Origin of the sequence: Amycolatopsis sp. NPDC005961 (assembly GCF_040629235.1) — a bacterium.
Classification (GTDB): Bacteria; Actinomycetota; Actinomycetes; order Mycobacteriales; family Pseudonocardiaceae; genus Amycolatopsis; species Amycolatopsis camponoti.
Genome location: NZ_JBEXVF010000083.1, coordinates 20,609 through 38,926, shown reverse-complemented (window position 1 = coordinate 38,926; position 18,318 = coordinate 20,609). Strand labels below are relative to the sequence as shown.

Sequence of the window (18,318 nt, the reverse complement as noted above, 5' to 3'; positions counted from 1 at the left end):
ACCGCACGATCGGCGTTCACGACCAGCTCACCCCGGTGCACCCCACCGTCGAACCCCACGAACGGCAAGCTCACCAACCGCAACTGATCCGGACCGACCGGGCACCCCTCATGCCAGCTCGACCCCAGCCGCTCAGCCGACACCGGCTTGATCACCGCGACATACGGCGGAAGACCACTCCCCGCCGGCGCCGCCAGCTCCACAGTCCGGGCCAGGGCCGCCGGCGCCGGCGTCACACCCGCCAGCACCACCGACAACGCGAACATCAGGACGACAAGAACTCTGGTTCTCGGATTCATGACCACACCACGCTCGGCCCCGCGGCCCGGCTGAGGCGAAGTCGTATTGGTCACAACGGATAAACGCCGTCCCGCCGTCCGGCGTGGTCTCTCTTCCCTCTCGGCCGCGACGGACGGTGGACGACGTGGGCGCTCAGCGGCGCGGGTGCGGGTACTCCGGTGCGCGGTCCTGGAAGGACAGGATCGCGGGGTTGGCGATCGTGCCGTCGCGGATCTCCACCGCGCGCCGGACCGTCTCGTTTTCGTCCCATGTGGACGGTCCGGAAAGGACTGCCCGCAGGTGCGGCAGCAGGGCTTCGCTGATCTCCCAGGTCGCCGAGTTCCACAGGTACGACGGGCTGTGATCGACGCCGTAGTAGGTGAGGCCGTCGCCGATCGGGAACGTCGGCTCGGCGAACGTCGTGGGCCGGGCCCAGCTGAAGCCCATGCCTTCGTCGCAGGAGACGTCGACGACGAGGCTGCCGGGCGTGAACGCGGCGAGGTCCTCCTCGATCAGGAACGTCAGCGGCTCGGCGGTGTTCTGCAGCACGCAGTTGACGACGATGTCGTGCTCGGCGAGGAACCCGGCGAGCGGGACCCGGCCGTGGTCGGTGATCGCGTGGCTGCGGCGCAGGTCGCCCGGGTTGTTCGCGTCGTGGTCGATGTGCACCATCGTCGCGGAGTGGATCGGCGAGCCGACCGCGCTGAGACCGCGCGCGGTGAGGACGTCGACGTCGTGGATCCCGTGGGCGTTCAGCGCGGTCACCGAGCCGCGCGCGGTCGCGCCGAAGCCGATCACCACGGCCCGCAGCCGGCGGCCGTAGTCGCCGGTCGACCCGACCAGCTGCAGCGCGTGCAACACCGAGCAGTACCCGGCCAGCTCGTTGTTCTTGTGGAAGACGTGCAGGCCGAACGAGCCGTCGCGCCGCCAGTGGTTCATCGCCTCGAACGCGATGACCGTCAGCTTCCGGTCGATGGCCAGCTGGGTCAGCTCGACGTCCTGCACGCAGTGCGGCCAGCCCCACAGCACCTGGCCGGACCGCAGCTCGGCGACGTCTTCGTGCAACGGCTTGGCCAGCAGGACGACGTCGCATTCGGCGATGAGCTGCTCGCGCGTGCGCAGCCCGGCGACGTCGGCCGCCAAGCGCTCGTCGGGCACGCCGAAGGGTTCGCCGTAGCCGTGTTCGAGGTAGATGGACTGCCGGAGATCGGCGTCGATCCGGTCGAGGTGGTGCGGGTGGATCGGCAACCGCCGTTCGTTCTCTTTCCGTGAACGCGCGATGACGCCGAGAGTGAGCTGGTGCACAGTGGCCCCTTTGCTAGGTGCCAGTCTTAACACACTCCGCGAAGACGTCGTGTACGCTGGGTGGTGTCCGAGAGCATCTCGAGCGCGAGTCGGAGAACCCGCGCCGTCCTCGGCCCCCTTCCACCCCGTCGGATTTCCACGACGGAGAAGTCGCCCGGCCCGAAGGATCCGGTTGCGGCACGCGAGCACCCTGACGGTGAGCGGCCGTGGCCGGCGCCGGAACCACGCCGCTTCCCGTGGCATCCTCGAAAGGACCCCCCATTACCGCTTCCACAATGGACAGTTCGCTGTTCAGCCACCCCATCGCCGAAGAACCCCGCCCCGGAGCGCTCACCGCGCCCCAGGAAAGCCGGTACGGCAACCTGTTCCGCCAGCCGGTGTACACCCCGGCGCCCTCGGACGACGCGACCGGACCCGCACCGCGCCAGCGCGGCCCGGTGGCCACGTGGGCACCCGACCCGTCCGGCCGCCGCTGACACCGGCCGGCTGAGCCCCTGCCTCGGCTCGGTCGCCGGGGCGACTTCAGCTCTCCAGGGCCGCCGCGGTCAGAGTGAGGTGCCGGACGAGCAGTGCCGCCGCGGAGTCGGCGTCACGGTCCAGAGCCGCCTCCTCCAGGCCGCGATGCTCACCGACGGCGTCCCGTTCGGGCGCCCGCTGCGAAGACCACCGGCGAGCCAGCTCGCTCGCGGCCCACATCCGGTCGAAGGTCTCGAGCAGGGCGGCGTTGCCGCACCCCTCCAGCAGGGTGCGGTGGAACGTCCGGTGCGCCTCGGACCAGGCACCGCTGTAGTACTCGCCCTCGCCCGGCGCGTACGGCTCGGTGCGGGCCAGGCGGTGGTGCGCGGCCCGCACCCGAGCCTCCCAGTCGACGTCGCCGCGCTCGACGGAAAGGCGCAGCACGACCGGTTCCACGGTCCGGCGCGCCTCCGTGATCTCCTGCCAGCGCCGGTCGGAGAACGCCGGGACGGCGAAGCCGCGGTTCGGCAGCCGGTCGGCCAGGCCCTCGCCGACCACCCGCACGAGCGCCTCGCGCACGACGGCCAGGCTTACGCCCTGGTCCCGGGCGAGGTCCTGGGGCTTGAGCGCCTCGCCGGGCGCGTAGTCGCCGCGCATAATCGCGTCCCGCAGGTGTGCGTAGACCTGCTCCGACAGCATCTGAGCCATGGGCACAGCATAGATGTTGACTCAGATAATCGATTATCTGTGCTATCGTCGATGACGTCACTCCTTGGAAGGAACCTCAGATGACCGTCAACGACCCGTTCGCCCGTCTCCCGGAAGCGGCCGCCTTCTCCGTCACCAGCACCTCGGTCGCCGACGGCGCCGCCTGGCCCCTCGAGCAGTGGTCTTCGGGAGTCCCGGGAGGCAAGGACCTCTCGCCGCAGCTGTCCTGGAGCGGCGCACCGGAAGGCACCCGGAGCTACGCCGTCACCGTCTACGACCCCGACGCCCCCACCGGCTCCGGGTTCTGGCACTGGGCGGTCGCCGACATCCCCGCGACCGTCGCCGAGCTATCCGAGGGCGCCGGCGACGCCACCGGCTCCGGCCTACCGGAAAGCGCTTTCCAGCTGCCCAACGACGCCCGCGTGCCGCACTACCTGGGCGCCGCCCCGCCCGCCGGCCACGGACCGCACCGCTACTTCGTCGTGGTGCACGCCCTCGCGGTCGCCTCGATCGGCGTCCCGTCCGACGCAACCCCGGCCGTCCTCGGCTTCACCATGGCGGGCCACATCCTCGGCCGCGCGGTCCTGACCGCCACCGCCGAGACGCCTTCCTGAAGCATCGCGGTTCACCGGCGAGGGCCTCGCGACGCTCACCGAAGACGACACGACGGGCTGCCGCGCTGGTCACCCCGGCGACCTGCGGCACGCGGCTGACGATCGGGTGCCGAAACCCTCCAGGCGTTAGCCCGATCGAGCCACACCTCCTGTCCCGCACCGGGTTTCGCCCGTGCCGGGTGACGCGCGAGCCTCCCGGATCGGCGACCGTGACACGGCCGCCTGATTCCGGAGGATCCGCATGGTGCGAGCTTCGCTCACCGACTTCCCGGCCCACCGTTTCCGCTTGCCCCGGCGAAACCGGGCCGCGGCCGGCGAGCGGCGGGAGCGTCGCTCCCCCCGGCACCCCTTCCGGGGGTTCGCCGATCGCTTCGGCGCGGGTGGGCACCTGCCGCCGGTCCCGTGGCCGCCCGAAGACGACCTCGGTACCGGCGGCGGCTCCCCGCCCCGCGCGCTCGTCGTGCTGCTGGGCGCCGCCGCCGCAGTGGTCGTGCTCGCCGGCGTGCAGGCCGTCGCCTGGTTCGCCGGCCCCGTCTTCCTCGCCCTCGTCGTCGTCATCACCCTCGACCCGATCCGGACCTGGTTGCGGCGCAAGGGACTTCCGCGCTGGCTGACCGTCGCCGTGCTGGCGGCCGCGGTCTACGCGGTCCTGCTCGTCTTCTTCCTCGTCATCGTGGTCTCCGTCGCGCAGCTGTCGGCACTGGTCCCCCACTACGCCGGGCGGCTCGACGAGCTGCTGCACGACGGGCTGGGCGTGCTCGGCCGGTTCGGCGTCGGCGAACCGCAGCTGCGCGCGATGCTCTCGTCCGTCGACGCCGGGAAACTGGTCGGCCTGGCCGGTTCCCTGCTCGCCGGGGTCGGCGGCCTGGTGACCAACCTGGCGTTCTTGCTCGCCCTCCTGCTGTTCCTCAGTGCCGAAACGGCCTGGGCGGGGCAACGCCTCGGCCGGATCGCCCGTGACCGGCCGTGGATTTCGGCTTCCCTGCGGGGTTTCGCGGTCGGCACGCGCCGGTACCTGCTCGTGACGACCGTGTTCGGCGGGCTCGTCGCGGCGCTCGACACGACCGCCCTCGCCCTGCTCGGGATCCCGGGCGCGGCGCTGTGGGGGCTGCTCGCGTTCGTCACCAACTACGTTCCCAACGTGGGCTTCGTGATCGGGGTGGCGCCCCCCGCGTTCATCGCCCTGCTCGACGGCGGCTGGCGCTCCCTGCTCGTGGTGCTCGTCGTGTACGCCGGCCTGAACTTCGTGGTGCAGTCGCTGATCCAGCCGCGGTTCGTCGCCGGCTCGGTCGGTCTGTCCACTTTGGTCACGGTGCTGGCGCTCGTGTTCTGGACCTGGCTGCTGGGCCCGCTCGGCGCGGTCCTCGCCGTGCCGGCGACCCTGCTGGCCAAGGCGCTGCTCGTGGACGTCGACCCGCGGGCCCGCTGGGCCGACGCGCTGCTGTCCGCGCCCCGCCGCGAGGACGAATGATTATCAGGTCAAGCCGTTCTGGCGGGCGACGACGACGGCGGAGCGCCGGTTGTTCACGCCGAGCTTGCCGTAGATGGCCCGCACGTGGGTCTTCACGGTGTTGACCGACACGGTGAGGTCGGACGCGATTTCGTCCAGCGAACGCTGGGAAGGCAGGCTCCGCAGCACCACCTGCTCGCGGTCGGTCAGGCCGCTGGACCGGGTCCGCGGGACGAGCCGGCCACGGACCGCCTGCGCGAACCGGTCCAGCGAGCCGAAGCCGCCCGAGTGGTCGATCAGCAGGTGCCCGACCCGCGGTTCGGCGAGCGCGAACGGCCGCACGAGGCCGTTCGGGCGGGCGAGGGCGAGCGCGCGGTCGAGGGCGTGGAGTGCCTTGGTCCGCCGGTGCGAACGCAGTGCGAGCGCGGTTTCGGCCAGGCACCGGTCGACCGGCGTCGCGGGCAGCACCGCTTTCGCCGAGGCGGTTTCCCGCAGAACCGCTTCCGCCGCATCGGGTTCGTCGGCGGCGAGGTGGGCCCGGACCCGCAGGAGGGCCAGCTCGCCGCTGCCGGGCAGCCGCTCGTGCACCCAGGCGAGCACCTCCGCGGCGTGCAGCCCTTCGCCGAGGACGAGCGCCGCGTGGTACTCCGCGACCGCGCACACCCCGACGACCTCGGGGGGCAGTTCGGCGAGGGCGAGCCGGTGCCGGGCCGCGCGCATGCCCTGCGAGCCCGCGCCCCGGTCGCCGTCGTCGAAGCGCACCATGCCCTCGAAGAACTCGCGGAGCGGTCCCAGCAGCGGCGGGCCCCCGGGCACTTCCGCCGACGTCGCCTGGGCCAGCTCACGGGCCGCGGCGACGGGCTCGGCGCGCATCAGGTCGTCGTAGGCCAGCAGGAGGTGGCACTCGGCCACGCCCGGGGACCGGCGCCAGCCGTGCCGGCGCGCGACGGCCAGCGCGCCCGTGCAGGCGCGCCGCATCGCCGGGTGCTCGCCGTGGAGGGCGGTCGCGACGGCCAGTGCCAGCCGGCTGTGGAGCACGAGGTGGTCGAGCCGCTCGTCGTGAGCCAGGCGCAGGGCTTCCCGCGCCCGGGTGACGGCGTGCCGGCGGGCCCCGCGGTGCAGTGACCGCCAGGCGAGGTCGAGGTTCGCCCAGGCGTCGAAGTCCGGGGACGGCACGGCCTCCGCGGTCTCCGGCGGGCGCTCGCCGGTCACCACCGCGAGATGACGGACGGCGAGGGGCCACCGGTCGTCGCCCGGCGCCTCCCCCGCCAGGTCGGCCGCGGCGCCGGCGAGGTCCCCGCGCTGGATGTTTTCCAGCGCCGACGCCAGCCGCAGCGACGGGCTCGCCGCGACGGCCGCGGGGCCCAGGTGGGTGAGCGCGACCCGCACCGGCTCGCCGTCACCGGCCTGGGCCTGGCGCACGGCGTGCTCCCGTGCGAGGGAAAGGACGCGCTGCCGGTCACGGCCCGCCACGGCGTGCCGGAGTGCCTCCCCGAACCGGCCTTCGCCGGCGAACCACGCCGCGGCGGTCCCGTGCAGCCGCAGCACCCGCGCCGGGTCCCGCCGGGCCAGCTCGGCACGCAGGAAACCCCGCAGCAGCGGCGGAAGCCGGTAGGTGTCGGCCGGCGTGCGCGCGACGAGACCCAGCGCCCGCTCGAGCTCGTCCAGCCGTGCCCCGGCGTCCGCGCGGCCGGACAAGCGGACGGCGAGCGTCGCGCTCACGGCGTCGCAGACACTGAGGAACAGCAACAGATCCGATGTCGCCGCGGGCAGCCGCGACAGCACTTCGTCGGCGAAGAACTTGGCCACGGCGCGCTCGTCCCCGGTGACGGAGGCGACGAGCGCGTCCGCGTCCCCCGCTTCGCGTACGGACACCGCGGCCCAGCCGAGGGCGGCGGCCCAGCCCGCCGTGCACTCGGTGAGCTCCCGGACGCGGTCGTCGCCCACCGTGGCCCCGGTGGCCCGCAGCAGGACCGTCGTTTCCTTGGTGGTGAACCGGAGTTCGGCCGCGTCCACCCGGGACAGGACGCCCTCCACGTGCAGCCGGGCCAGCCGCAGCCGCGGCTCGACGCGGGTGACCAGCACCAGCCGGACACCGGACGGCACCCGGTGTACGAGGGCCGCGAGCGCCTCCAGCGCGTCCGGGTGGGAGATCTCCTGCAGGTCGTCCAGGACCAGCCGCACCGGACGGCTCAGGCCGGTGAGCGCGTCGTCCAGGTCCGCCAGGAATCCGCGCCGCCGCCCGGGCGACGGCGGGGAAAGCCGGTGCACCGCGCTCTTCCCGGCCACCGCGGGACAGCGGCGCAGCGCGCACAGGATCCCCGCCCACAACCGGGGTTCGTCGTTGTCGTTCTCGTCCAGCGACACCCAGGCGACGGTGCGGCCGTCGCCGGCCCAGCTCGCCAGCGCCGTGGTCTTGCCGGCCCCGGCCGGGGCACGGACCACCGTGACCGGCCGGACGGTGGCGCGGTCGAACAGCGCCCCCAGCCGGGGTCGGGGGACGAAGGTCCCCGGCAGCCGCGGCACCGTGACCTTGCCACCGGGGACCGGCCGGAACCGGGTCGTCGTTCGCACGAGCACGTCAACCTCTCGGCCGTCGGGAGAATCGCCCCCGGTCCTCGCGTTCGGCGCCGGACGGAGGCCACGACTGTACTGATCACCGGCCGGTGAGACGCGGCCGCGTCTCCCGGATCACCAGATTTCGTAGGTGGATTCGTCGCCGTGCACGATGACGGCCCAGATCACGAGGACGTCGAGGGCGATCACGACGATGCCCCAGTACGGGTAGGCGGACAGGAAAGTCAGCTGCGCCAGTGCGTTGAAGCCGGCGAGCGCGACCGTGACGACCCGCGCCCACTGCGCGCCGGTGGACAGCGCGATGCCCGCCAGCACGGCGAGGCCACCGACGATCAGGTGGATCCAGCCCCAGCCGTTCAAGGTGAAGACGAGCAGTCCGGACGGGCCGAGCACGTAGTAGTCCCGGTCGAACAGCGCGACCAGTCCCTCCACGACGTTGAACAGTCCGGCCAGGACGGTGATCGCCGCGGCGAACCAGATCCAGCCGACCCGCCGTGACCGGGCGACGGCCCGCTCCGGCGGGGTCGGCGTCCGTGCGCCGGTCGATCCGGTCCATGGCTGCGTGTGGTCGGTCATGATTCCCTCTGCTTCCTGCCTCGGAGCTGCGGACCCGGGCGATCATGGTCGGTCGGTCGTCCGCCGGTCCTCGCCCGCCCCAGGTGAGATCGGCTGCTCCGGCCACGGCCGGTCCGCGGCTCACACGGCGTGGGCGATGCCGCGCTTCGACGCCCGGGAAACAGTTCGGCAGACCACCGATCCCGGACCGAGGAGGAGTCATGGCCACGTTGACCGTGTGGAGGTTCCCCACCGTCGAAGGCGCCGAAAACGCACTGGAACTGCTTCGCCAGCTACAGAAACAGCAGCTGATCTCCATCGCGGACGCGGCTTACGTCACCTGGCCGGAAGGACGGAAGAAGCCCAAGACCAAGGACCTCGGCTCCCTGACCGGTGCCGGCGCGCTGGGTGGGGCCTTCTGGGGCCTGCTGTTCGGCCTCATCTTCCTCGTCCCGTTGCTCGGCGCGGCCGTCGGCGCGGCGATCGGGGCACTGACGGGATCGCTGAGCCACATCGGCATCGACGAAGAGTTCATCGACACCGTCCGGAACCAGGTCACCCCGGGCACCTCGGCGCTGTTCGTGATGTCGGACGGCACGGTGCTGGACCGGGTGGTCGAACCGTTCAAGGAAACCGGCGCGACGTTGCTGAGCACCAACCTGTCCGAGGAGGAAGAATCCCGGCTGCGCGAGGCCTTCGGCGAGGCACCTCAGCGGGAACGCTTGTAGTGCAGGGCGTCCGCATGCGACCGGACGGCGGCGGCCGCTGTTCCGATCAGTCCACCGCGGACCGCCGGTCGGGTGCAGGCGGATACGCCGGCACGGGCCGGACCGCGGCGACGCCCCCGAGCGCCGCCGCGGCCACCCGCGGAGGACACGGCACGACCGGCGTCCGACCGGCCCGCCCCGGCCGCCACCGGGGCCCGCCGGACGAAGTGGCGAAGCCGGGGAACCCGAACGGCACCGCCTCGGAGATCCCCCGCGATACACCCGCCGGGGCACCGACGTCTCACCCGTCATCCGCTTCGCCACCACCGCGTCTCCACGGACCCAGCCTGCGACGCCGGCCGCGGCGAGTCGTCACCCGTGGTGGATGACTCCCCGCTTCACCCCCCGGCGGGCGACGCCCCGGCCGGTTCCGCGGCCGACGATCCGTCCATGCCACTCACCGAAATGGACACCGCGGCCCCCGACGTGCGGACCGCTCGGGCCCGGGCCGCCCGCATCGCGGTGCCGGCGGCCCGCCACGCCGAGTTCCCCGGCCCCGCCGGACGCGCCGATCCACTCGCTTTGCTGGCCGGCCAGGACGCCGACCGGGTGCCGGAGCTGCTGCCGCTGCGCTACGGCCGGATGGCCGCTTCGCCCCTCGCCTACTTCCACGGCGCCGCGCTGCCGGCCGCGGCCGACCTCGCCACGACGCCGCGGACCGGGTTCCCGGTCCAGGCGTGCGGAGACGCCCAGCTCGCCAACTTCGGGTTGTTCGCCGCCCAGGGCCGCCGGCTCGTGTTCGACTTCGCCGACTTCGACGAAACCCTGCGCGCGCCCTGGGAATGGGACGTCAAGCGGCTCGCCGCGAGCTTCGAGGTCACCAGCCGGGAGACGGGACACCCGCCGGCCCAGCGGCGGCGCACGGTGGTCGCCGCGGTGGAGTCGTACCGCCTCGCGATGCACGACTTCGCCCGCCGGACGTCGCTCGAAATCTTCTTCGCCCCCGCCGACGCCCGGACGTTGCGCGTGGTCGCGGCCCACCACCTGGGTCCGGCGAGGTCCGGCGTACCCGGCCGCGACACCGGCGGCCGCCGGTTCACCGAAATCCGCGACGGGCAGCTGCGGCTCGCCACGCGTCCGCCGGTGGTCGTCCCGGCCGGCCACCTCGCCGGCGACGGTGACCCGGCGACGCTCGCGGACCGTCTCGGCGCGGTGCTTTCGCGCTACCGGTACACGCTCGGCCCGGCGCGGCGGGCCTTGCTGGACCGCTACCGGCTGGCCGACGTCGCCCGCACGGTGCCCGGCCCCGGCGGAGCCGGCACCCGGTGCTGGGTGGCGCTGCTCGCGCGGACCGGTACCGGGGATCCGCTCTTCCTTCAGCTGAAGGAGGCCGGGCCGTCGGTGCTGCAGGAGTACGCCGGCGTCGCCGCGGCGGGTGGTCCGGGCCGGCGGGTGGTCGCCGGGCAGCGGCTGATCCAGGCCGCCGGGGACGTCTTCCTCGGCTGGGCGCACGACGCCGACGTCGACGGCCGCCCCCGCGACTTCCACGTCCGGCGGCTGCGCGGCGGCCGGCTCACCGGCGACGGCACGACGATGACCCCGGACGTGCTGCGGTCGCACGCCCGGCTGTGCGGGTGGACCTTGGCGCGGGCCCACGCCCGCACCGGCGACGCGCTCGCGATCGCCGCGTACCTGGGCTCCGGTCCGGCGTTCGCCGAGGCCGTCCGGGAGTTCGCGGTGGCCTGCGCCGACCAGAACGAACGCGACCACGCGGCGCTGCGCCAGGCGATCCGGCTCGGCCACGTCACGGCGGCCTCCGGGTCGTGACGGACCGCCTCGCGCGGGCGGAGCCCGGCGGCGGGTCAGGAACTCCCGCCGGGCGGCGACCCCGGGAGTTCCCGGACGCGGTGCACGGACGCCACGCGCATCCCGAGCGCCTCGAGCCTGCCCAGGATTCGGGGCAGGCTGCCGGGGTCTCCCAGCGTGCCGAAGACGATTGTTTCGGGTGGAACGGGGACGACGAGCACACCCCGAAAGCCGTCGACGCCTTCGACGACCCATTCCGGAATTGCCCCGCACCCCCGGAAGACGTAATTCACGCCCGCGCGGAAGCCGAGGAGGGCGGGCCGGCTCACCGGGTGCCCCCGTCCCGCCGCGCCCGGCCCGCCGAATACCACGCGCGGGCGAGCACGACGACGTCGATCAGGACGACGGCCATCGACCACCCGCGCGGCGGCAGGAACAGCAGCCGGGCGACCAGGTCCGCACCGGCCCGGACGCCGACCCGCACCTCGGCCACCGGCGTCAGGGCGGCCAGCGCCACGACCAGCCAGAGCAGGACCGAGCCGACGCTGATCCGGCCCGTCCGCACCACGTCGAGCACCACGACCTCACCCGGCCCGAGCCAGAGGAACTGGGAGGCGGCGAATCGGCGCGTGCCGCCGCGACGGCTTTCCGGGGAATCTCCACGACTTTTCACGGCGCACACGATTCTGCGCACGGCTGTCGTTTTCGTCGCCCGCAGCGGGTGAGCCGAGCTAATTGCGTGGCAGGATCCGCCGAGAATGTCCGGAACCGAGTGCGAAGGAGAATTGCGCATGAACCCGTGCCGCGATGACTCGCCCCGAAGACGGGTCCCGAGGGCGAAGATCACCGTCCCCGGCCCGCCGTCGGATTTCGTGTCGCGACCGCGCCTGCTCGGCCCCCTCGACGGAAGGGGCGAGGCGGCCATCGTGTTCGTCGGCGCCCCGGCCGGGTTCGGCAAGACGGTGCTCCTCGCCGACTGGGCGCGCCGCCGGGGCCGCGACGCGGTCGCCTGGCTGTCCGCCGACGCCGATGACAACGATGACCGGCTCTTCTGGGCCGCGGTCCTCGAGTCGCTGGGCCGCTGCGGGCCCGTCCCGGACGGCTCCTCGCTGCGGCAGCTGGAAGTACCCGGCGAGCCCAGCACCGACCTCGCCTTCCTGGCCCGGGTGGCCGACGCACTGGACGCGTTGCCCGAGCCCGTCGTGCTCATCCTCGACGGCGCCCAGGAGATCACCGCCCCCGGCCCGTGGCACGGGCTGCGGGAACTGGTCCGGCACCAGCCGGCGGGACTGTGCCTGGCCGTCACGAGCCGGCGGGAGCCGCCGCTGCCGCTGGGCCGGGCCCGGCTCGCGGACCGGCTTGTCGAGGTCGGCGCCGAGCAGTTGCGGTTCTCCACCGAGGAAGCGAAGGCCTTGCTCGCCACGGCCCGGGCGACGGTCCCGCCGGACGAGGTCGGCCCGCTCGTCGCCCGGACCGGGGGCTGGCCGGCCGGGCTGCGCCTCGCCGCCGCGTCCGCCGTCCGCCACGGCAGCCTGCGGGACTTCGACACCGGCCGCGACACCGCGGTGCTCGACTACCTGACCGACGAAGTCCTCGCCCCCCTGACCCCGGTGCAGCGGGAGCTGCTCCGCACGATCAGCATCTGCGACGAGGTCCCGGCCGGGCTCGCGCCGGTGCTCTGCGGCCGCGCGGACGCGGAAGCGACGCTCCGCGAGCTGGGCGAGCCGGCCACCCGGGTGGTCGAGTCCGGTGGCAGTCCGCCGCACCACAGCGTGACGCCACTGCTGCGCACCTACCTGCGCGCGGACCTGCAGCGGCGCGCCCCGGACCGGAGCCGGACCCTGCACGCGACGGCGGCGCGCTGGTTCGCCGGACACGACCGCCCGGCACCGGCGCTGCTGCACAGCGTCCGCTCGGGCAATCCCGCGCGGGTCGGCGAACTGCTGCGGGAGAACGCCGTGCCGCTGTTCCTCGCGGGCGAGCACCACGTCCTGCGGCTGGCACTGACCGTGCTCGAAAACCGGCGGGTCACGGCCGATCCGCTGGCGGCGCTGATCTCGGCCGCGCTGTGCCTGGAGGCCGCGGAGACGTCGGCGGCCGGGCTGCAGCTGGCCCGGGCGGAGGTGGCGTGGCCGGACCGGCCGACGGCGGAGCTGACCGTCCTGCGCCAGCTGGCGTACTCCCGGCTCACCCGGCTCGACCGCACTCCGGTCCAGGCCGTCCGCGCGGCCGAGCAGGTCGATGAGCGCCTGGCCGCCGAGGCCGGCCTCGGTGACCTCGCGACCCTCCACCGGACCGCCGTCCTCCTCGCCCCGCACGACCGCGCGGCGGCCCGCGCGGAGCTGGTCCGGGTCCTCGACACCGCGGAGCGGCGCGACGAAGACTTCACGGTCGCCCAGTGCCTCACCACGCTGGGCGAGCTGGCCGGCTACGACGGCGACTACCGCGTGATGGAGACGCTCGCCCGCCGCGCCGAGGCCCGGCGGGCGCGGCAGGATCATTTCCGGTCGCTGCAAGGAGCCGAAGCGTGCGCCCTGCTCGCCTACGGCGCCCTGCTGCGCGGCCAACCCGCCGACGCCCTGACGCACGCGAAGCGGATCGGACAGCTCGTCGGGGACGCCCCCGCGCGAGCGGCCCAGGACCTCCGGCTGGTCGCGGAAACGCTGCGGGGAGCCGCGGAGTTCGAGCTCGGCGGCTGGCACGCGGGACTGCGGCGGATGCGCCGGGCCCGCATCCGGCTCGGGACCGGCCGGGCCTGCCCCGCCGGCCACGCGGCTTTGTGCGCCGTGCTGGAACAGCGCGCGGCGTTGCGGCTGGGGGCGGCGAGCCAGGCCAGGGAGGCCGTGCGCTGGGCCCACCCGATCCTCGCCGGGTCGGGCGAGCTGCTGCTGATGCGCGCACGGACCCAGCTGCGGCTCGGCCGCCACCACGCGGCGAGCTCCGTGCTGCGGTCCCTGACGGAGGACGGACCACCCATGGCGCTGCCGTGGGCCACGATCGAGGCGTCCCTCGTCGGCGTGCAGGCCGCGCTGGCGGCGGGTGCGCGGGAGCGGGCGGTCCGCTTGCTGGACGAGGCGTTGCGCGTCGCCGAACCGACCGGCGTCCGGTTCCCGTTCGTCTTCGCCCCGCCGGAGCTGGTCGGGTTCCTGACCAGCCGGCTGGGCGGCCTGGGCACCGGCGAACGGTTCGCCGGTGAGATCCTCGCCCTGCGACGCCGGCTGCGCACCCCGCCGATGCCGGCCCCGCTGACCGAACGCGAACGCAGCGTCCTGCGCCTGCTGCCGACCCAGCGGTCGATCGACGAGATCGCCGAGGACCTGACCGTCTCGCCGAACACCGTCAAGACCCACGTCCGCGGCATCTACACGAAGCTCGACGTCCGCAGCAGGCGCGAGGCGGTGGCGATCGCGCAGGAGCGCGGTCTCCTCGACGCCGAGGTCGCCGACTTCACGACCTGACGCACCGCTCGCCCCACCCGGCGCGGGTGAGGCGGGCGGACCCGGGATCCGGTCCAGTGAGCCGGGCACGCCCGAGCGTGCCCGGCCCCGATCCCGTGTGTGAGGAGACGTCATGACCCTGGCGAACGCGGAGTACCCGTTCTTCGACCTCTTGGGGACGATGCTGGTCTTCTTCTGCTGGGTCGCCTGGTTCTGCCTGCTGTTCGTGGCACTGGGCGACCTGTACCGCCGCACCGACGTGTCCGGCTGGGCCAAGGCCGGCTGGACGGTGCTGGTGCTCGTGCTGCCGATCCTCGGCGTCCTGCTGTACCTGGGCATCCAGGGCAGGCACCTCGGTGAACGGCGGCGGGCGTACCACCTGGCCCAGCAGCGCCGGTTCGAGGACTACGTGCGCTCGGTGTCCACTTCGGACACCACGGGCGCGGCGCAGATCGCCGAAGCCCGGCGGCTGCTGGAGGAAGGCGTCATCGACGACGCGGAATACCACGCGCTCAAGCAGAAGGCTCTCGCGCGTTGACCGCGACGCGGCGGTGGCGGTTCGTCCACCTCGCGGTGCTCCGGCCCCTGCTGACGGTCACCGCGCTGCTCTGCCTGTACTACCTGCTCCCGGTCGACCAGGCCCTGCGGCCGTGGACGGTGGCCGTCTTCGCCGCCGGTCTCGCCGTCGTGGTCCTGCTGGTCGCCGGCGAGGTGCGGATGATCCTGCGCTCGCCCTACCCCGCCTGGCAGGGCGTCCAGGCGCTCGCACTCGTCGTCCCGCTGTTCCTGCTCCTGTTCGCCGACGTCTACTACGTGCTCGCCCACGACCGGCCGGGGTCCTTCGGCACCGGCCTGACTCGCACCGACGCGCTCTACTTCACGGTCACCGTGTTCGCCACGGTCGGCTTCGGCGACATCACGCCGATCTCGCCCGCCGCCCGGGTGCTGGTGACCTTCCAGATGGCCGCGGACCTGGTGGTGCTGAGCGTGGCACTGCGGGTGATCGTGACCGCGGTGCGGCACCGGCGTTCGTCCACAAGGGACGGGTCAGTCCGGCGCCGGCAGCAGCAGGGCGGCGACCAGCCCGGCCACCGCCACGACCGCCAAGGTCGCGATAGCCAGCGCGAAGGACCGTCCGCCGAGGTGCGGCGTCCCGGCCAGGACGGCGCCGGCGAGCGCCGTCCCCACCGCCGAGCCGAGGTTCGACACGCTGCGCGACACCCCCGAGATGTCGCCCTGGGCGGAGTCCGGAAACCGGGACTGCACCAGGTTCACCGACGCCGTCAGCATGATCCCGACCCCGGCGCCGAGCAGGAACAGCCCGGGGATCGCGCTCGCCACCCCGGAGCCGGCCCGCACCAGCAGCAGGACGAGGACCAGCCCCGCGAGGGCGAGGACGAAGCCGGCGCGGACCAGGCGCCGCTGGGGATGCCGCCGCGCCATCCGGCCGGCGGTGGCCGAGGCGCCCAGGATGCCGACCGTCGCGGGGGTCAGCATCAGCCCGGTTTCGATCGCGTCGTAGCCGCGGACCTGCTGCAGGAAGACCGCCACGACGAAGAACGAGCCCTGCAGGACGAGCCACTGCACGTGCTGGGTCAGCAGCCCGAGCCCGGTGACGCGGTCGCGGAAGAGCCCCGGGGGCACGAGCGGCTCACGGCCCGCCCGCTCCCGCGCGCGGACGTGCGCGAAGAACACCCACAGGAAGGCGGCGCCGACGCCGGCGAACAGCCACACCGGCGAGAGCCCGCCGGCCCGCAGCAGCACGACGCCGCCGACGGCGAAGTCCGCCCGTGAGACCAGCCAGCCGTAGGTGCCCGCCTGCAGGACGCCGAAGACGACGAAGAACAGGCCGGCCGCCGACAGGATCGCGCCGGCGACGTCGAACCGCTTCTCGCGGGGCGGGGCGGGCGGCTCGGGCAGGCGCAGCGCCAGCAGGACGATCAGCACGACCAGGAGCACCTGCAGGAGAAAGGAAGCACGCCACCCGAGCCACGTCGTGACCAGGCCGCCGACCAGCGGCCCGGCCGCGGCACCCAGCGCGCCCGCCCCGCTCACCACGCCGAACGCGCGGGCGCGGGTCTCGACGTCGCGGCTGGTCACCGTGACCAGGATGTAGATCGGCGGGATCATCAGCGCCGACCCGATCCCCTCCAGCACCGAGTAACCGGTGATCAGCAGCCCCGGTCCGGGGGCCGCCGAGGCCAGCAGCGCGCCCGCGCCGTAGACGACCAGCCCGGCCAGGAAGCACCGCTTGCGGCCCAGCAGGTCGCTCAGCTTGCTGCCGGGCACCATGAGCGACGCCATGGTGAGGGTGAACACGGTGATCGCCGTCTGCACGCCGATCACCGTGGTGCCGAGGTCGGCGGCGATGTCGGTGACGGCCACGGTCATGGTGGTCGCCGCGTAGCTGGCGACGAACTGGGCGAGCGCCAGGGGCAGCACGATCATCGGCGGGCCTTCCGGTCGGGTACCGCACACGGTGGCGCGACCGCCGCCGGGCCACCTCACCCCACGCGGATGAGGCAGCGCCCACCCGCTCCCGCGACGGTGCAGGCGACCGGACCCGCCTGCCGTGGAGGAGCACATGACCGAGACGACGATCGCCGAGCACGGGATCATCGGCGACCTGCAGACCGCCGCGCTGGTGACGACCGACGGGTCGATCGACTGGTTCTGCTGCCCCCGCTTCGATTCCCCGTCGGTCTTCGGCGCGCTGCTCGACGACGAACGCGGCGGCCGGTTCCGCATCCGCCCGGCCAGCGAGCACACGACGTCGCAGATGTACCACCCGGACACCGCGGTGCTGATCACCCGCTTCTCCGGCCCGGACGGCATCGGCGAGGTGGTCGACTTCATGCCGCCCTGCGGCCCGGCCGCCACCACCGAACACCGGATCGCCCGGCTCGTGCGCTGCGTCCGCGGCCGGATGACCTTCGACGTGCTGGTCGCCCCCCGCTTCGACTACGGCCGCCGTCCGCACCAGGCGACGCTCGTCCGGAGCGGGGCCGTGTTCAACGCGCGGGGTACTTCCCTGGTGCTGCACGCGGTCCGCGAGCCCGGCGACGAACACCTCGCCGACGCGCGCGTCGAGGAGGGCGACGTGCACCTGCGGCTCGCCCTGACCGCGCGGCAGGTCCGCGGGCTCGTGCTCGAAACCGACGCCGCGGCGCCCCCGCGCGAAATCCGCGTCGCCGAGTTCACGGAGCTCTTCGACACCACCGTGGACTGGTGGCGGGCGTGGCTGGCCCGCTCGACCTACCGCGGCCGCTGGCGGGAGGTCGTGGCCCGCTCGGCGATCACCCTCAAGCTGCTCACCTACGCACCGACCGGCGGACTGGTCGCCGCGCCCACCCTCGGCCTGCCCGAGCGGATCGGCGGGGAACGCAACTGGGACTACCGCTACACCTGGGTCCGGGACGCGTCGTTCTCGGTTTCGGCGTTGCTGGCCCTCGGGTTCACCGAGGAAGCGGCCCGGTTCGGGAGCTGGCTGGGCGACCGCATCCGCGAAGGCCGGGCCGGGGCCGGCGGCCCGCTCGCCGTGCTGTACCGCGTCGACGGCGCCACGGACCTGCAGGAGGAGAGCCTCGCGCACTGGTCCGGCTACCGGGGGTCGAGCCCGGTGCGGATCGGCAACGACGCGGCCGGGCAACTGCAGCTCGACATCTACGGCGAGGCCCTCGACAGCGTCTACGCCGCCGACCGCGCCGGGTTCGAGCTCCCCCACCAGGGCTGGACCGCCCTGCGGGCGGCGCTGGACTGGCTCGGCGAACACTGGGACCAGGCCGAAGAAGGCATCTGGGAGACCCGGGGCGGCCGCCGGTCGTTCACCTACGGCCGCTTGATGAGCTGGGTCGCCTTCGACCGCGGCATCCGGCTGGCCGCCGCCCACGGCCGCCCCGCGCCGGTCGAGGACTGGGCGTGGCAGCGCGACACCATCTACGGCCAGATCCTCGGCCGCGGCTGGCACCGGACGCGCAACGCCTTCGTCCAGCACTACACCGGCGAGGAGCTGGACGCGGCCCTGCTGCGCATGCCCCGCACCGGTTTCCTCCCCTCCCACGACCCGCTGTGGCTGTCCACACTGGACGCGATCCGGGCCGAGCTGGTCACCGACAGCCTGGTCTACCGCTACGACCCGGCCGCGTCCCCGGACGGGCTCAGCGGCGACGAAGGCACCTTTTCCTTGTGCAGCTTCACCTACGTCGACGCGCTGGCCCGCGCGGGCCGGCTCGAGGAAGCCCGCACGGCGTTCGAGAAGATGCTCACCTACGCCAACCACGTCGGCCTCTACGCCGAGGAAATCGCGCCGACCGGCGAGCAGCTCGGCAACTTCCCGCAGGCGTTCACCCACCTCGCCCTCATCGACGCCGCCGTCACGCTCGACGCCGCGCTCGGCTGACCCGCCGCTCGCCGGTCTCGCCCGC

Annotated in this window: 14 protein-coding genes and 2 pseudogenes; 9 read left to right on the top strand and 7 right to left on the bottom strand. The window is 73.8% G+C overall.

Going from position 1 to position 18,318, the window contains the following annotated elements:
- Together ABZ342_RS42555 and ABZ342_RS42550 are read right to left on the bottom strand one after the other, a co-directional pair.
- Nucleotides 1-266 (bottom strand): annotated as a pseudogene (locus tag ABZ342_RS42555) (M15 family peptidase); the annotation flags it as partial.
- Nucleotides 267-432: 166 nt separating this feature from the next.
- On the bottom strand, nt 433-1,584 hold the full coding sequence (locus ABZ342_RS42550) for a N(5)-(carboxyethyl)ornithine synthase (RefSeq protein ID WP_360485889.1): 1,152 nt from the start codon (nt 1,582-1,584) through the stop codon (nt 433-435).
- A 275-nt stretch (nt 1,585-1,859) separates the two neighbouring features.
- Here ABZ342_RS42550 and ABZ342_RS42545 point away from each other — a divergent pair, with 275 nt between their 5' ends.
- Entirely contained in the window at nt 1,860-2,060 is a 201-nt protein-coding gene (locus ABZ342_RS42545; protein ID WP_360485886.1) for a hypothetical protein, read from the top strand.
- A gap of 46 nt (nt 2,061-2,106) precedes the next feature.
- On the opposite strand, the gene ABZ342_RS42540 is transcribed toward ABZ342_RS42545, so the two are convergent.
- A complete protein-coding gene (locus tag ABZ342_RS42540; protein ID WP_155547502.1) occupies nt 2,107-2,739 on the bottom strand; it encodes a GntR family transcriptional regulator in 633 nt (210 codons plus the stop codon).
- 89 nt (nt 2,740-2,828) lie between these two features.
- On the opposite strand from ABZ342_RS42540, the gene ABZ342_RS42535 reads away from it, so the two are divergent.
- Entirely contained in the window at nt 2,829-3,362 is a 534-nt protein-coding gene (locus ABZ342_RS42535; RefSeq protein ID WP_360485883.1) for a YbhB/YbcL family Raf kinase inhibitor-like protein, read from the top strand.
- 241 nt (nt 3,363-3,603) lie between these two features.
- Nucleotides 3,604-4,833 carry an AI-2E family transporter gene (locus tag ABZ342_RS42530; RefSeq protein ID WP_360485880.1) on the top strand — a complete coding sequence of 410 codons (1,230 nt, stop codon included), beginning with the start codon at nt 3,604-3,606 and terminating at the stop codon, nt 4,831-4,833.
- 3 nt (nt 4,834-4,836) lie between these two features.
- Here ABZ342_RS42530 and ABZ342_RS42525 read toward each other — a convergent pair whose 3' ends face one another.
- Both ABZ342_RS42525 and ABZ342_RS42520 read right to left on the bottom strand, forming a co-directional pair.
- Entirely contained in the window at nt 4,837-7,386 is a 2,550-nt protein-coding gene (locus ABZ342_RS42525) for a LuxR C-terminal-related transcriptional regulator (RefSeq protein ID WP_360485877.1), read from the bottom strand.
- 117 nt (nt 7,387-7,503) lie between these two features.
- Entirely contained in the window at nt 7,504-7,965 is a 462-nt protein-coding gene (locus tag ABZ342_RS42520) for a hypothetical protein (protein WP_360485874.1), read from the bottom strand.
- A gap of 200 nt (nt 7,966-8,165) precedes the next feature.
- On the opposite strand from ABZ342_RS42520, the gene ABZ342_RS42515 reads away from it, so the two are divergent.
- Both ABZ342_RS42515 and ABZ342_RS42510 read left to right on the top strand, forming a co-directional pair.
- Nucleotides 8,166-8,672 (top strand): DUF1269 domain-containing protein, encoded by a 507-nt coding sequence (locus tag ABZ342_RS42515; RefSeq protein WP_360485871.1) that lies wholly within the window; start codon nt 8,166-8,168, stop codon nt 8,670-8,672.
- Nucleotides 8,673-9,101: 429 nt separating this feature from the next.
- Complete coding sequence (locus tag ABZ342_RS42510; RefSeq protein ID WP_360485868.1) at nt 9,102-10,478, top strand: DUF2252 domain-containing protein; 1,377 nt, start codon at nt 9,102-9,104, stop codon at nt 10,476-10,478.
- 304 nt (nt 10,479-10,782) lie between these two features.
- Here ABZ342_RS42510 and ABZ342_RS42505 read toward each other — a convergent pair whose 3' ends face one another.
- Nucleotides 10,783-11,130 carry a hypothetical protein gene (locus ABZ342_RS42505; RefSeq protein WP_230862890.1) on the bottom strand — a complete coding sequence of 116 codons (348 nt, stop codon included), beginning with the start codon at nt 11,128-11,130 and terminating at the stop codon, nt 10,783-10,785.
- 118 nt (nt 11,131-11,248) lie between these two features.
- Here ABZ342_RS42505 and ABZ342_RS42500 point away from each other — a divergent pair, with 118 nt between their 5' ends.
- The 3 genes and pseudogenes from ABZ342_RS42500 to ABZ342_RS42490 all read left to right on the top strand — a co-directional run.
- The gene (locus ABZ342_RS42500) at nt 11,249-13,915 is read left to right on the top strand and encodes a LuxR C-terminal-related transcriptional regulator (protein ID WP_360485865.1); all 2,667 of its coding nucleotides are present in this window, start codon (nt 11,249-11,251) and stop codon (nt 13,913-13,915) included.
- Between the two features lie 112 nt (nt 13,916-14,027).
- Entirely contained in the window at nt 14,028-14,432 is a 405-nt protein-coding gene (locus tag ABZ342_RS42495) for an SHOCT domain-containing protein (RefSeq protein WP_155546920.1), read from the top strand.
- A gap of 179 nt (nt 14,433-14,611) precedes the next feature.
- Nucleotides 14,612-14,851: pseudogene (locus tag ABZ342_RS42490) on the top strand (potassium channel family protein); the annotation flags it as partial.
- A 90-nt stretch (nt 14,852-14,941) separates the two neighbouring features.
- Here the strand turns inward: ABZ342_RS42490 and ABZ342_RS42485 are convergent.
- On the bottom strand, nt 14,942-16,342 hold the full coding sequence (locus tag ABZ342_RS42485; RefSeq protein WP_360485862.1) for an MFS transporter: 1,401 nt from the start codon (nt 16,340-16,342) through the stop codon (nt 14,942-14,944).
- Nucleotides 16,343-16,478: 136 nt separating this feature from the next.
- Here ABZ342_RS42485 and ABZ342_RS42480 point away from each other — a divergent pair, with 136 nt between their 5' ends.
- Nucleotides 16,479-18,293, top strand: coding sequence for a glycoside hydrolase family 15 protein (locus tag ABZ342_RS42480; protein WP_360485859.1), 1,815 nt, complete (start codon nt 16,479-16,481; stop codon nt 18,291-18,293).
- The last annotated feature ends 25 nt before the right edge of the window (nt 18,294-18,318 follow it).